Here is a 14,613-nt window from a genome sequence, read left to right on the forward strand (position 1 = left end):
AAAATTCCCCGCTGGGGTTAGGGGCCATGACCACATACACCATTTGTGTCTTTACCGAAAATACCATTGGGCTACTGAACAAAATCACCATTTTGTTTACCCGTCGGCGTATTAATATTGAAAGTCTAACTGTATCTGAAACAGAACGAAAAGGCGTTTCCCGCTTTACCATCGTTATTCGCCACGACTCCCGCGAGACCGTCGAAAAGCTGGTTAGGCAGATCCGGAAAGTAGTCGAGGTACTGGCGGTGTTCGGGTACCTCAATGAGGAGATTGCCTACAACGAAATAGCCCTTTTTAAAATAGCGACTCCAGCCGGTGCCAAACCTTTGGACATCGAAACAGTTAATAAGGTTTATAAAGCCTGGGTAGTATACTGGCACCTTGACTACGTAGTGATCGAAAAAACCGGAACCGAGGAAGAAATCTTCGATTTTTTCAACTACATCAAGCCGCATAATATTCTGGAGTTTGTGCGTTCGGGCCGGGTGGCCGTGAGCAAGTCGCCGCAAAGCCTGGTGGAGTACCTACCCGAAGCCGAATGGGAGTCATATTTGTAAAGCCGTGAAAAGCACTCTAATTTTAGCCGCTCTTATCAACCAGTTCTCTGAAGAATGTTAGTGCAAGCTATCATTGATATGGATAGTTCGTGGGCCACTCAGATAGCTGATTGGCTGCAGCAATTGGGCTACCTGCGGGGAGGAAGAAAGTGGATCGCTGTGGCTGTGGCCTTTAATGCGCTTTGGTTACTCCTGCTCTATTTCCGTCAAAAAACATCCGGTGCTTCCTGGCTACGCAGCGATGTCCTCTTCCTGGGCTCCCTGCTGCTGGGCGTTTGCCTGTTGCGTTTGCCGGTACTTACCTATGCTCATCTTGACGTGGACGAGTCGGACTGGCTCGTGGGGGCCGCCACCTTTTATACCGACCCCTACTTCTGGCTATCGGTAGATGGTACCACCAGTGGTCCGCTGAGCATTATTCCCCTAAGCCTGATCCCGCTGTTGGGAGGTACCCTAAGCTACACGGCCGTACGGCTGTTTGCCATCACCCTGTACATTTTGCCCGCGTTGCTGTTTCTCTACCTGGCCGTACGAAACAGCTACGGTATACGTATAGCCGATATAGTAGTCATACCCCTAGCCAGTATCATGGCCATCGCGCAGAATCTAAACGCCTACAACGGGGAATTTGCCATTCTGTTTCTGACGGCTCTCAGCTTTTATCTGTACAGTAAAGATTTCACCGGTCGCTATTCCACCCTGTTTTACTGGGGAGCCGGCTTTGTGGTCGGTATGTTTGCCTACTCCAAACCGCAGGCCATTCCGCTGGGTATGATTATAGCGGTAGGGTACCTGTGGAAGATCTGGAGTACCCAAGGTCAGCTGCGCCCAGCAGCCGCGTTTGTGGTGGGCGGACTGTCTCCCTCGCTGCTGGTAGCCCTGTACCTGACCCTGAACGGACTCTGGGAAGACTTTATTAATTCCTACATTCTGAATAACCTGTTTTACGGAGGTGTGGAGGGTGCTTATAGTAATACCTACTCCTTCGGTATGATTATCAGCAAGATGCTGGACTACCTCACCTCCCAGCCCGAGTATTCGTTCTGGATGCTGACGGGTCTGCTCAGCTTTCTGCTGGGGGTAGTAATGCTCCTTACCCAACGCTTCGCGCTGGGCAGGTACCTGAGCCGGGAGCTTGCGTTTGCCGCCCTGATGCTGGCGGTGGCTTTCTTCTGCACCGTAAAGCCCCTGACGTTCTTCTACCACTACCAGAACATGCTGCTGGTCCCCGTAGCCTGGATGTGCGCTACCGCCGCCGCCTGCGTTTACCAGCTGGTTCAGCTTGGTTCGGAGGGTTCCGGTCAGGTCCGTGCTTTTATGGGCAGAGTCGTAGTACCCATATTCCTGATTATCACGGTCTGGTTCTCGACTATTCAGTCGGTACAGCACAACGTTGGTACTACTTCGTTTATAGGTACCAAGTACGATATTCGTTCCAAGGAAGCCAAAATCATTTCCAGGTACGCCCGGCCCAACGAAAAAATGGCTACCTGGGGCTGGAACACGCCGCTTTTTGTAGATACCGGATTGCTACAGGGTACCCGCGACGGCCATACCCACTACCACATGAGTCCCATTAAGCTACAGTCGTACTATCTGGAGCGTTACGTTGAGGATTTAAAGAGAAATAAACCCAAAGTTGTAGTAGAAACATTCCAGGGATATTCGGCGTTAACGTTTGGTGCTGACGGTCGCGGGGAGTTCGGACTGGAAAATTATCCGGTCGTTTATAATTACGTCAAGGAGCACTATGAGCTTAAAGCAGACATAGACGGCAAAACCCGGGTTTTTGTCCGCAAATCTGCCGACTCCTGACCCCTGTTTAGCATTTCATCTACCAGATATATAAACCACACAATAACCTAATATGCAACCAAAATTCTCAGAAGAACCGGAGAAGTTACCAGATTTTGATGATTACGCAGATAACTATGAGCTTTTGGTTAAAGATAATATCAAAGCCTCCGGTTTTCCTCCCAGCTATTTCGACGAACATAAGATCAAAACCCTGGCGGCTGACTTCCTTAAAAAACCTTTTGCAGGCGACGAAATCCGTTTTCTGAATTTTGGGTGCGGTATCGGTAAAAGCGAGCAGTTCATTCACAAGTACCTGCCCGGAGCCCGGACGGTATCGGTCGATGTATCCAAGTCCTCGCTGGATCGGGCCATGGAGCGGAATAGAAACGTACCGCATGTAACCTACCAGCATTTCAACGATGTAACGGAGCTGACGTATGACCAGCCCTTTGATATAATTTTTGCGGCTAATGTTTTTCACCACATTCCCAACGACCTGCGCCTGCCTATCCTGGCACATCTGCGCACGCTGCTGAGTCCCAACGGCTACCTGTATATATTTGAGCATAACCCTTTTAATCCGCTCACCAAGGCGGCCTTTGACACCTGTGAGTTTGACCAGGGTTGCAAGATGATCCCCGCCCGGAACATGAGCGAGAATATCCGGAAGGCGGGTTTTAAAAGCCAGACCAGGCACTATATTGTATTTTTCCCGAAGCCTTTGTCCTCATTTATTCCCTACGAAAAATACCTGGACTGGCTGCCCATAGGCGCCCAGTACTATATCAAAGCGCAATAGAATGATTGAACGATTGAAAAGGATTCCCCGGCAGGACCTGATTGGATTGGCCATCGTATTGCTGGGCCTGATTGTACTGAATTTTAATTTAATGGATCGTCTGGATGTTATTTCCGACGATGACGACCTCTACTGGGGCTTTGCCATGGACTACCTCAAAGGCAAGTACCGTGGCCCCGACGATGCCGTACTGTACTGCCTGTGGCAACTGGGCATTCAGATGATTACCCAGGACCCCATCCAGACCTACTACATCAACTACGTAGCGATGGTCTCGCTGCCCTGCCTGGCGCTGTACGCCCTGATGCGCAGCCTGCGTGTAAACGTATGGGTGAGTGTGTGGCTAACCCTGCTGTTTATGTTCTCGGGGCTGAATTTCCCCCTGCTGCCCAAGCTGACCCACTTTACAGTACTTTTCCTGGGCGCAGGTCTGGCTATTTCCAATTTTGCCGCCGGCAACCTCATCAAGCAACTCACCATCGCTGGTTTTACGGTATGGCTGGCCTCCTACATCCGGCCCGAAATGTACGTGGCCTGCGGACTTATCATTCTCTGGCTCCTGTACCTGTCGTACAAGCGAAAAACCTACCGGCGTTTTGCTACTTTGTTCACTGTAGTACTAGTATCGGGGGTACTTCTGGGGACTCCTATCCGTAAAAACGACCGTAGCTTCTGGACTTTTAAGGTGTACATGGCCATCAACTACCTCGAATGGTACCCCGGCCAGATCAACCTGTCGCCCTGGATGCACTTCAACGAAATCAACGAGCAGATATTCGGGCACCGCCTGGTGTCGATCCGGGATGCGGTAGAAACCCGTCCGGACCTGGTGGTACGGCACGTGCAGACCAACATTGTCAAGCTGGTGACGGATTCGTTTCGCTATGCGGCCGAGTATGTGCAGATGATGGTGGACCTGTTCCCGATTCCTTATAAACGGTACCTGTTTCCGCTGCTGGGGCTGCTGTTCCTGGCCCTTATTGACTACCGGCGCTATGCCTCCAACCTGTGGGAAACGGCCAAGCGATACAAAGAATTTGGGGTGATCCTGTTCCTGACGCTGGTGCCCTCTATTCTCACCACCACCACCATGTACCCCCGGCCGCACTACTTCCTGTACCATTTCTACCTGCTATACATCCCGCTGGTGGGGGTGCTGCTGAGTAACCTGGCTTTCCGGAAGGTGTCACTCCCGTCACTGGACTTGCTGCGCCACCGGTACCTGGCACCGGCCCTGAACCTGCTGTTCCTGACAATATTCCTGGTGCCCCGCCTGCGGGCCAACGCTCAGGACGAACCCACGCCCAAGCGTGATTTTATGTACGAACTCCAGAGCCTGAACTTAGAGGGAAAGATAAACCTGTTTGGGGGCGAGCCTATTACTTACAGCCGGTATGTGGATCAGGACTGGACTTTTTACTTCTACGATAACGAGCGGCCTGACAACTTCCTGGGCTTTATCCGGGACAACGATATTAATGCGGTAATTATCAATGCTCCCATGCACGCGTATTTCAAAGATGACCCCTCATACAAGTCCTTCCTTTCGGATCCGGGGCAAGCAGGATTTTCGTTGGTCAAAGAAACCGATAAGCGCCGTATTTACGCTCATCGTCAAAAAATTAAGTAGTCTTACTAAAAACTTTCCTTATCTATTTTAACCAATTAAATTACCCAATCAAAAATGGCAAAGTTAAATTTTGGCGGAGTTGAAGAAGAAGTAGTAACCCGCGAAGAATTCCCCCTCGAAAAGGCCCGCGAAGTACTTGGCAGCGAAACCATTGCCGTAATCGGCTACGGGGTACAGGGCCCCGGCCAGAGCCTCAATATGCGTGACAATGGCTTTAACGTAATTGTTGGACAGCGTAAAGGAGGTAAGTCGTGGGACAAAGCTGTAGCTGACGGCTGGGTACCCGGCGAAACCCTTTTTGACATTGAAGAAGCGCTTGAGAAAGGTACCATTATCTGCTACCTGCTGTCGGACGCCGCCCAAATCGAGCTGTGGCCTACCGTAAAGAAACACCTGACTGCCGGTAAGGCCCTGTACTTCTCACACGGCTTTGGTGTAACCTACAAAGACCAGACGGGGATTATCCCTCCGGCCGATGTAGATGTATTCCTGGTTGCTCCCAAGGGCTCAGGTACTTCGCTGCGTCGTTTGTTTGTAGAAGGCAAAGGTCTTAACTCTTCGTTTGCTATTTTCCAGGACGCTACCGGCCAGGCCCGTGAGAAGTGTATTGCCATGGGGATCGGGGTAGGTTCAGGATACCTGTTCGAAACTGATTTTTACCGCGAAGTAACCTCTGACCTGACCGGTGAGCGGGGTACTTTGATGGGGGCCATACAGGGAATCTTTGCGGCTCAGTACGAAGTACTGCGCTCCAACGGCCACTCACCTTCCGAGGCTTTCAACGAAACCGTCGAGGAGCTGACGCAGTCGCTGATGCCCCTCGTAGCCGAAAACGGTATGGACTGGATGTACGCCAACTGCTCAACTACCGCCCAGCGCGGTGCCCTGGACTGGTGGAAGCCTTTCCGCGACGCTACCAGGCCCGTATTTGAACAACTCTATAACTCGGTAAAATCCGGTGAGCAGGCGCGTATCTCCATTACCCGCAACTCCCAGGCCGACTACCGCGAGAAACTCGAAGAAGAACTACGCGAACTGCGCGAATCAGAAATGTGGCAGGCCGGTACTACCGTACGCGGCCTCCGTCCTGAGCGCAGCTAATATATCGTAAAGTGTCCGGGTTCGGAAAACCTGTCTGCTTTATGTAAATTTGTAAGACCTTACGGAATTCCGTAAGGTCTCTTTTTTAACTTACACTTCATGAAGCCACCCGTCGAACCTAGTACTACCTACCCCACCCTGGACAATATATTTCTGGCGGCGGAGCGGCTGCGAAATATTGTCAGCCACACGCCTCTGATGCATAACCTGCACCTTTCGGAGCAGTACGGTGCCAATATATACCTGAAGCGGGAAGACTTACAGATAGTACGTTCGTACAAAATCAGGGGGGCCTATAACAAAATGGCGGGGCTGTCGCAGGAAACTCTGGCCAACGGGGTAGTGTGCGCGAGCGCGGGTAACCACGCCCAGGGTGTGGCCTATGCCTGCCGGAAACTGGGTGTAAAGGGGGCCATATTTATGCCTACTACTACCCCGGCCCAAAAGGTGAAGCAAGTCCATTTTTTTGGAAAGGAATGGGTCGATATTCACCTGGTGGGCGACACCTACGACGACGCCTTCCACGCGGCTATGGAGTACCAGACCACCAACGAAGCTACCTTTGTCCACCCCTTCGACGACGTACAGGTGATGGAAGGACAGGGTACCGTAGGCCTGGAAATATTTAAGGATGCGGACTTTAAAATAGACTACCTGCTGATGGCCATCGGCGGCGGCGGACTGGCGGCGGGCGTGTCAACGGTGTTCAAACAGCTTTCGCCCAAAACCCGCCTCATTGGCGTAGAGCCGCAGGGCTCGCCTACCATGCACCGGGCCCTGGCAGAAGGACACGTACTGACCCTCGAAACGATTGACAAATTTGTGGACGGTGCCGCCGTGCGCCGGGCCGGTGATATTACTTTTGAGATTTGTAAGCAAAACCTCGACCGTATCCTGCTGGTACCCGAGGGCAAAGTGTGCTCTACCATTCTGCAACTCTACAACGAAGAAGCCATTGTGGCCGAGCCGGCCGGTGCGCTGAGCATAGCGGTACTGGACCAGCTTCGGGACGAAATAAAAGGGAAGAATGTGGTGGCGCTCATTGGCGGGGGCAACAATGACATTACCCGTACGGAGGAAATAAAAGAGCGGTCGCTGCTGTACGAGGGACTGAAGCACTACTTTATTATCCGCTTTCCGCAACGCTCCGGCGCCTTCCGGGACTTTTTGGATGTACTGGGCCCCAACGACGACATTACCCGCTTTGAGTACGTTAAGAAAACCAACCGCGAACAAGGCCCGGCCCTGGTGGGGATAGAGTTAAAAAACCGCGAGGACTTCGAGCCACTCATCCAACGGATGGACGCCAGCCGCGTTGTGTACGAGTACCTCAACGACCAGCCCAATATGTTTCAGTTTCTAGTGTAACTAACTCCCCCTTGCTACGCGTACCTTCCGACATAAGTACCCAGGAGTTTGAATCGCTGAAGATTCAGGACATGACCTTTGTGGCCTACCGCAACGAGGTGTACCCCTCCCGTTACGAGGTATTTTTTGAAGAGCACGCGGTAATAGTAGTACTTGAGGGAGAGAAGAAATTCATTAATCCTTCCCAGGAAGTACACGTTGAGAAAGGCAACATCCTGTTTGTGCAGCGGGGCTTTTATCTGATGTCGGAGTCTATTAATGAGTCGTACAAGAGTCTGGTATTTTTCTTTGATGAGAAGCTGCTGAAAGAATTTGTAGGGCTGCATTCGGAGCTGTTTGAAGCCGAAGAAGGTACTTCGCCGCTGCGTTCGCCGATCTTGCTGCTCAATTCGACGGATACTTTTTCCCAGTTTGTCAATTCGGTATTCCCCTACTTCCGCACGCAGACTATTCTAAAAAACCACTTTCTGCGTCTCAAATTTCAGGAACTGCTCCTGCATCTGCTGGAGATTGACCAGTCCGGAAAGCTGCAGGCTATTCTGTACAGTCTTTACAAAGGTCAAAAAGCCGACCTGAGCTTCCTGATGAACAGCTACTACCTCAAGCCCTTGACGCTGGACGAGTTAGCCCGCCTGTCGGGCCGCAGCTTATCGGCCTTCAAGCGTGACTTTCAGGAAGAGTTTCGGGTTTCCCCCGCCTTCTGGATTAAAAATCGTCGCCTCGAACACGCCGACTTCCTGCTCCGCAATACTTCCAAAAACGTTTCTGAAATCAGTACCGAAATTGGTTACGAAAGCGTTTCTCACTTCATTAAGTCCTACAAGGAGAAATACGGATTTACGCCCAAGCGAAGTCACTGACCCAAAATCGTTATTTTTTGAGCGTTTTGCGTTATCACTAATTGCATTATTCTGTGGTACTTTGTAGTGGATTAAGTAGGTGTTTATCCTCGAGATAAGCCGCTTTTATGGCATTATTATCAGAATGTTCTATAATGACCATGCGCCTCCTCACTTTCACGCTGAATATGGGGATGAGGAAGCCCTTTTCGATATAATTAATCTTGATTATCAAAACGTGCCACCATGCTGGTTGTAGAGTGGGCGCTCGAACACCGGGAAGAATTAATGGAAAACTGGTACAAAGCAAGGAAGCCGGAGGAGTTGAACCCTATAGAACCACTAAGGTAATTCAGCTATGTTAACCCGTATTTGAGCCATCAAAGTATCCAGCAACCATAACATTCAATTCACTTTTGATGATGATACTACCAAGCTGATTGACTTTAAGCCATATATTAGGAAGGACGCACTAACAAGTCCGTTAGCAAATATTGACTACTTCAAAGAAGTAAAAATATATGAACGGGGCCGGGGCATCTACTGGGAAAATGGCTATGATTTCTGCCCCGACTATTTAAGGCGGCTGGAGCAAAGTAAAGTAGAAGCACATGGCGTATCATCAAATCCTTGAAAATAAGAAAGAGGTACTGGACCTGTACATAGAAGGATTGGTTCCAGCATAAAGTACAGGTATAACAGGATGAGACTCCTTCATTTAGTAAATTAAAGAACTACTATGAGCCAGGCGCAAACATACCAACGAGTTTTGCAGCAGTTGAGTCAGCTACCCGCTTCGCGTATGGACGAGGTACGTGAGTTTCTGGATAAGATGCTGCTGCAGAAGAAGGAAAAGCCAGTCAGGAGCTTCGCGGGGATATGGAGCGACATGCCCGAAGAAGATTTTCAGGATTTGCTTGATGACATGAGAAAAAACCGGGAGGCCCTAAACAAAGAGTTTGATGAGAGAAGCCTTGGTTGATACCGACACTTTGTCTTATTACCTCAGGAATGTGCCGCCGGTGGTGGAGAAGCTTGAAAAATACCGTGAAACATCCGGGTACTTAAATGTATCCATCATCACGCACTTTGAAATTTTGAATGGCCTGTTCCGAAAAGATGCCAGGAAGCAACTGGATAGGTATCGGCTTTTTGCCGAAGAGAATGTAATTGTTAATCTGGATAAGCAGTCGGTTGAGCTATCTGCTGAAATTATATCGAAACTTCATCAGGCAGGCCAACCGATAGGGTATCTGGATACCCTTATAGCTGGTATCGCCATACAAAACGATTTTGTGCTGGTCACTAATAATACAGGCCATTTTTCCCGAATTGAAAATCTGACAATTGACAACTGGACCTTTTAGCCAAATACTAATATGCCTACCCAACAAAATTTAACTGCAAGTACCCTATTTGACAAAGTGTGGGATGCCCACGTAGTCCGACAAATTGAAGACGGTCCGGATATACTTTTCATTGACCGCCACTTTATCCACGAAGTAACCAGCCCGGTTGCCTTCCTGAGCCTTGAGACCCGGGGGATTGGTGTCATGTACCCGGAGCGTACCTTCGCTACCGCCGACCACAACACGCCTACCATTAACCAGCACCTGCCGGTGGCCGACCCCTTGTCGGCCAATCAGCTCAAAGCCCTTGAAACCAACACCGCCAAACACGGTATTTCGCACTGGGGACTGGGCCACGCCAAAAACGGTATTGTGCACGTAATCGGACCCGAAAACGGCATTACACTTCCCGGTATGACCATTGTATGTGGTGATTCCCATACCTCTACCCACGGTGCCTTCGGAGCTATCGCCTTTGGTATTGGTACCTCGGAGGTAGAGATGGTACTTTCATCGCAGTGTATCATGCAGCCCAAGCCTAAGAAAATGCGGGTAACGGTGAATGGTACCCTGGGCAAAGGCGTGACCCCCAAAGACGTAACGCTGTACATTATTGCCCAGCTGACTTCGGCCGGTGCCACGGGTTACTTCGTTGAATACGCCGGTGAGGTATTTGAAAATATGAGCATGGAAGGCCGCATGACGGTCTGTAACATGAGTATCGAAATGGGTGCCCGCGGGGGCATGATTGCACCCGACGAAACAACCTTTGCCTACCTGAAAGGTCGCGAGCAAACTCCCAAAGGCGAAGCCTGGGACAAGGCCATGGCCTACTGGCAAACGCTGAAAACCGAGGAAGGTGCCACATTTGATAAGGAATATGTATTTGAGGCTACCGATATTGAGCCTATGATTACCTACGGTACTAATCCGGGTATGGGTATGGGTATCTCTAAAAATATCCCTACTGCTGACCAGGTGGAAGGCGGCAAAGCTACCTACGAAAAAGCGCTTAACTACATGGGCTTTGACGAAAGTGACTCCATGCTGGGCAAACCCGTCGACTATGTGTTTATCGGTAGCTGTACCAATGGCCGCATCGAAGACTTCCGCGCGTTTGCTTCTATCGTAAAAGGACGTAAAAAGGCCGATAACATCACCGCCTGGATTGTTCCCGGTTCTCACGTGGTAGAGCGGCAGATTAAGGAAGAAGGCATTCTGGATATTCTGACCGATGCTGGCTTCCAGCTGCGTCAGCCGGGTTGCTCGGCTTGTCTGGCCATGAACGACGACAAGATTCCGGCTGGTAAGTACGCGGTAAGTACCTCCAACCGTAACTTCGAAGGACGTCAGGGACCGGGTGCCCGCACGCTGCTCGCCAGTCCGCTGGTAGCCGCCGCCGCCGCCGTAACCGGACGAGTAACTGACCCGAGGGAACTGCTGTAAGCTGCTTTAGGCACATGCTGTAGGCTTGTAGTAATGCAGGCCTACTGCATCCCCCCTTCATGTTGTCTACACTTAAACTCTATCATTTAGAAAAGAAAATAAACAGCAAAAGCTAAGGCATACAGCCTACAGCTTAAAGCCCTACAAAAATGGCCTACGATAAATTTACTGTACTGACAAGCTCCGCCGTTCCGATGCCCATCGAGAACGTCGATACCGACCAGATTATCCCTGCCCGCTTCCTGAAAGCAACCGAGCGCAAAGGCTTTGGCGACAACCTGTTCCGTGACTGGCGTTACAATGCCGACGGTACTCCCAAGCAGGATTTCGTACTCAACAACCCCATCTACTCCGGTAAAATCCTGGTAGGCGGCAAAAACTTCGGCAGCGGCTCCAGCCGCGAACACGCCGCCTGGGCCATTTATGATTACGGATTTCGGTGTGTAGTGTCGAGCTTCTTCGCCGATATTTTCAAGAATAACTCCCTGAACATTGGTATACTGCCGGTACAGGTAAGTCCGGATTTTCTGGATAAGATTTTCCGGGCCATTGAGGCCGACCCAAAAGCCGAGCTGGAGGTAAATCTGCCGGAGCAAACCATCACCATTCTGGCTACCGGCGAGCAGGAGACTTTTGATATTAATGGCTACAAAAAGCATAATATGATCAATGGCTTTGATGATATTGACTACCTGCAGGCCATGAAGGAAGAAATACAGGATTTTCAGGCAGCCCGACCATTCTAAAATGCTTTAAGTAAAGGCCCTATGCTTTAATTTAGTAGTAGAAGTCAACTAACTAATGCTTACTACCGCGTAGTACCTTAAGCTTAAAGCCCCCTCAATCATGCCCAAGCGTTACATAGAAATAATGGATACGACCCTCCGCGACGGTGAACAAACCAGCGGTGTATCGTTTTCGGCCTCCGAGAAGCTGACCATTGCGCAGCTCTTACTGCAGGAAGTAAAGGTAGACCGCATCGAAATCGCTTCGGCGCGGGTTTCGGAGGGCGAGTTTCAGGCGGTGAAGAAAATTACCGAATGGGCTAACGAAAATGGTTTCATTGACCGGATTGAGGTACTTACCTTTATTGATGGGGAGGTATCTGTCAACTGGATGCTTAAAGCAGGGGCCAGGGTCATGAACCTGCTCGCCAAGGGCTCCCTGAACCACCTGAAGTACCAGCTGAAGAAGACGCCCGCGGAGCATTTTGAGGATATAGCCCAGGTGATTGAACTGGCGCGGTCCAATGGTATTGAGAGTAACATCTACCTCGAAGACTGGAGCAACGGCATGCGCAACTCCCGCGAGTACGTGTTTGAGTTTCTGGATTTTCTGGTTACCCAGCCGGTTAAGCGGGTACTTCTGCCCGATACACTGGGGGTACTTACCCCGGCCGAATCCTACGAATTTGTAAAGTCTATTGTAGACCGGTACCCCGGTCAGCACTTTGAATTTCACGCCCATAACGACTACGACCTCAGTACCGCCAACGTACTGGAAGCCGTTCGGGCGGGCGTACAGGGCCTGCACGTGACCGTGAACGGCATGGGCGAGCGCGCCGGCAATACGCCCCTGGCGAGCGCTATCGCGGTACTGAACGACTTTGTGCCCGAAGTAGAAACCTCAGTCGTTGAAAAGTCGCTGTTCTCCGTCAGTCGGCTGGTTGAGACTTTTTCGGGGGTCCGGATTCCGGCCAATAAGCCAATTGTGGGCGAAAACGTCTTTACCCAGACCGCTGGTATCCACGCCGACGGCGACAAAAAGAACAACCTGTACTTCAGCAATCTGATGCCGGAGCGATTCGGCCGCAAGCGTTTGTACGCCCTGGGTAAAACCTCCGGCAAAGCCAACATTGAAAAGAACCTGCAGGAACTGGGGCTTAAACTAACCGATGAAGACCTGAAAAAGGTAACGCAGCGCATCATTGAGCTGGGCGACCGCAAAGAAATGGTTACCCGCGACGATCTTCCTTACATTATTTCGGATGTACTGGACAGCAACGCCATTGAGGAAAAGGTAGTTATACTGAACTATGTACTGACCCACTCCAAAAACCTGAACCCGTCGGCTACCCTGCAGGTAAAGATTGGGGAGCGGGTTTTTGAGGAAAATGCGCAGGGCGACGGCCAGTACGATGCCTTTATGAACGCCCTCAAAAAGATTTACGCCAAAATGCAGATTTGCCTGCCCATGCTGACGGATTACACGGTCCGTATTCCGCCGGGCGGAAAAACCGATGCGCTTTGTGAAACCATCATTACGTGGAACATCAATAACAAGGAAGTCAAAACCCGCGGACTGGACTCGGACCAGACGGTGTCGGCCATTCAGGCGACGCAGAAAATGCTGAACCTGATAAGCTCATCGAACGAGACGGTACTAAGTCCGCAATTGTCCATTCCGGAATCACTCTACGAAGTAGCTGTTAAAAATTAATCACCACCAGAAATCACTCCTATCCTATAAATACCTCTTTTTATTAACCAATGAAGAAACATATTTTAGTAGTACCCGGTGACGGGATCGGGCAGGAAGTAACTGCCGTTGGTAAGAAAGTATTGGAAAAAATCGCGGAGAAATACGGGCACGAATTTACCTACGACGAAGCCCTGATTGGCCACGTAGCTATTGAAGCAACGGGTAATCCGCTCCCCGAAGAAACCCTGACCAAAATGCGGGCCTCCGATGCGGTACTGTTCGGTGCGGTGGGCCACCCCAAGTACGACAACGACCCTACCGCTAAGGTACGTCCCGAGCAGGGGCTACTCCGCATGCGTAAGGAGTTGGGCCTTTTTGCCAACCTGCGCCCCATCAAGTTATTCGACGAACTACTCGAGGCTTCTTCTATTAAACCCGAGATCTTGAAAGGCGCCGATATACTTTTCTTCCGCGAGCTGACGGGCGATATTTATTTTGGCGAAAAAGGCCGGAAAGACGACGGCGATACGGCCTATGATATAGCTGCCTACAGCAAGTTTGAAGTAGAGCGCATTGCCCGCAAAGCCTTTGAAGCCGCCCGTACCCGCCGTAAAAAACTGTGTTCGGTCGATAAAGCCAATGTATTGGAGACCAGCCGCCTGTGGCGCGAGGTAGTTCAGTCCATTGAACCCGAGTACCCTGACGTAGAAGTAGAACACCAGTTCGTGGATTCGGCCGCTATGATGCTGATCAAAGACCCGCGCCGCTTTGACGTAGTGGTGACGGCCAACCTCTTCGGCGATATCCTGACGGATGAAGCCAGTCAGATTGCGGGTTCTATGGGGATGCTGGCTTCCGCCTCCGTGGGCGAAAGTACCGGTGTGTATGAGCCTATCCACGGTTCAGCCCACGATATTACGGGAAAAGGGGTAGCTAATCCCATGGCCTCGGTACTTTCGGCGGCCCTGCTGCTGGATATTTCGTTTGGTCTGAAGGAAGAATCTGACGCTATTATCAGTGCCGTTGACCAGGTACTGAAGGCCGGCTACCGTACCCGTGACATCGCCGACTCCTCTACCGCCGCCGAAATGGTACTTAATACAGAGGCTATTGGACAGAAAATCATTGAATTGATCTGATTTTTAAAGCCCTGCTGTAATTCGTGCCAAATCTATTTTGTGAATTCAGAAGTTCTTCTACCTTTGCAGTAGAAACTACCAAAAGGCGAAATTTCGCCAGACTTTATAAAGATGAACACGTCAAAAAACCTATTCCTTCTCCTTCTAATCACCTCTTAAGGGTG

15 protein-coding genes are annotated in these 14,613 nt (G+C 50.5%); all 15 read left to right on the forward strand.

The window, feature by feature from the left end:
• Positions 1–26: 26 nt before the first annotated feature.
• Positions 27–560 carry an acetolactate synthase small subunit gene (gene ilvN / locus VGN67_RS13020; RefSeq protein WP_327487277.1) on the forward strand — a complete coding sequence of 178 codons (534 nt, stop codon included), beginning with the start codon at positions 27–29 and terminating at the stop codon, positions 558–560.
• A 54-nt stretch (positions 561–614) separates the two neighbouring features.
• Positions 615–2,375, forward strand: coding sequence for a hypothetical protein (locus VGN67_RS13025; RefSeq protein ID WP_327487278.1), 1,761 nt, complete (start codon positions 615–617; stop codon positions 2,373–2,375).
• Positions 2,376–2,427: 52 nt separating this feature from the next.
• On the forward strand, positions 2,428–3,156 hold the full coding sequence (locus VGN67_RS13030; RefSeq protein ID WP_327487279.1) for a class I SAM-dependent methyltransferase: 729 nt from the start codon (positions 2,428–2,430) through the stop codon (positions 3,154–3,156).
• 1 nt (position 3,157) lies between these two features.
• Entirely contained in the window at positions 3,158–4,786 is a 1,629-nt protein-coding gene (locus VGN67_RS13035) for a hypothetical protein (protein ID WP_327487280.1), read from the forward strand.
• A 54-nt stretch (positions 4,787–4,840) separates the two neighbouring features.
• On the forward strand, positions 4,841–5,887 hold the full coding sequence (gene ilvC, locus VGN67_RS13040; RefSeq protein WP_327487282.1) for a ketol-acid reductoisomerase: 1,047 nt from the start codon (positions 4,841–4,843) through the stop codon (positions 5,885–5,887).
• Between the two features lie 99 nt (positions 5,888–5,986).
• The gene (ilvA, locus tag VGN67_RS13045) at positions 5,987–7,255 is read left to right on the forward strand and encodes a threonine ammonia-lyase IlvA (RefSeq protein WP_327487283.1); all 1,269 of its coding nucleotides are present in this window, start codon (positions 5,987–5,989) and stop codon (positions 7,253–7,255) included.
• Between the two features lie 11 nt (positions 7,256–7,266).
• Positions 7,267–8,115 carry a helix-turn-helix transcriptional regulator gene (locus tag VGN67_RS13050; protein ID WP_327487284.1) on the forward strand — a complete coding sequence of 283 codons (849 nt, stop codon included), beginning with the start codon at positions 7,267–7,269 and terminating at the stop codon, positions 8,113–8,115.
• A 124-nt stretch (positions 8,116–8,239) separates the two neighbouring features.
• Complete coding sequence (locus VGN67_RS24540; RefSeq protein WP_414717312.1) at positions 8,240–8,353, forward strand: DUF4160 domain-containing protein; 114 nt, start codon at positions 8,240–8,242, stop codon at positions 8,351–8,353.
• 120 nt (positions 8,354–8,473) lie between these two features.
• Entirely contained in the window at positions 8,474–8,728 is a 255-nt protein-coding gene (locus VGN67_RS24545) for a DUF2442 domain-containing protein (RefSeq protein ID WP_414717323.1), read from the forward strand.
• A gap of 105 nt (positions 8,729–8,833) precedes the next feature.
• Complete coding sequence (locus VGN67_RS13060) at positions 8,834–9,076, forward strand: hypothetical protein (protein WP_327487285.1); 243 nt, start codon at positions 8,834–8,836, stop codon at positions 9,074–9,076.
• Positions 9,057–9,461 carry a type II toxin-antitoxin system VapC family toxin gene (locus tag VGN67_RS13065; RefSeq protein WP_327487286.1) on the forward strand — a complete coding sequence of 135 codons (405 nt, stop codon included), beginning with the start codon at positions 9,057–9,059 and terminating at the stop codon, positions 9,459–9,461. Before VGN67_RS13060 ends, VGN67_RS13065 begins: the two co-directional genes overlap by 20 nt.
• A 12-nt stretch (positions 9,462–9,473) precedes the next feature.
• The gene (leuC, locus tag VGN67_RS13070; RefSeq protein WP_327487287.1) at positions 9,474–10,889 is read left to right on the forward strand and encodes a 3-isopropylmalate dehydratase large subunit; all 1,416 of its coding nucleotides are present in this window, start codon (positions 9,474–9,476) and stop codon (positions 10,887–10,889) included.
• A gap of 149 nt (positions 10,890–11,038) precedes the next feature.
• Positions 11,039–11,635, forward strand: a complete 597-nt coding sequence (gene leuD, locus VGN67_RS13075) for a 3-isopropylmalate dehydratase small subunit (protein ID WP_327487288.1) — start codon at positions 11,039–11,041, stop codon at positions 11,633–11,635.
• 100 nt (positions 11,636–11,735) lie between these two features.
• On the forward strand, positions 11,736–13,328 hold the full coding sequence (locus VGN67_RS13080) for an alpha-isopropylmalate synthase regulatory domain-containing protein (RefSeq protein WP_327487289.1): 1,593 nt from the start codon (positions 11,736–11,738) through the stop codon (positions 13,326–13,328).
• A gap of 50 nt (positions 13,329–13,378) precedes the next feature.
• Positions 13,379–14,449 carry a 3-isopropylmalate dehydrogenase gene (leuB, locus tag VGN67_RS13085; protein ID WP_327487290.1) on the forward strand — a complete coding sequence of 357 codons (1,071 nt, stop codon included), beginning with the start codon at positions 13,379–13,381 and terminating at the stop codon, positions 14,447–14,449.
• Positions 14,450–14,613 lie beyond the last annotated feature (164 nt).

It is taken from the genome of Telluribacter sp. (assembly GCF_035998675.1).
Classification (GTDB): domain Bacteria; phylum Bacteroidota; class Bacteroidia; order Cytophagales; family Spirosomataceae; genus Telluribacter.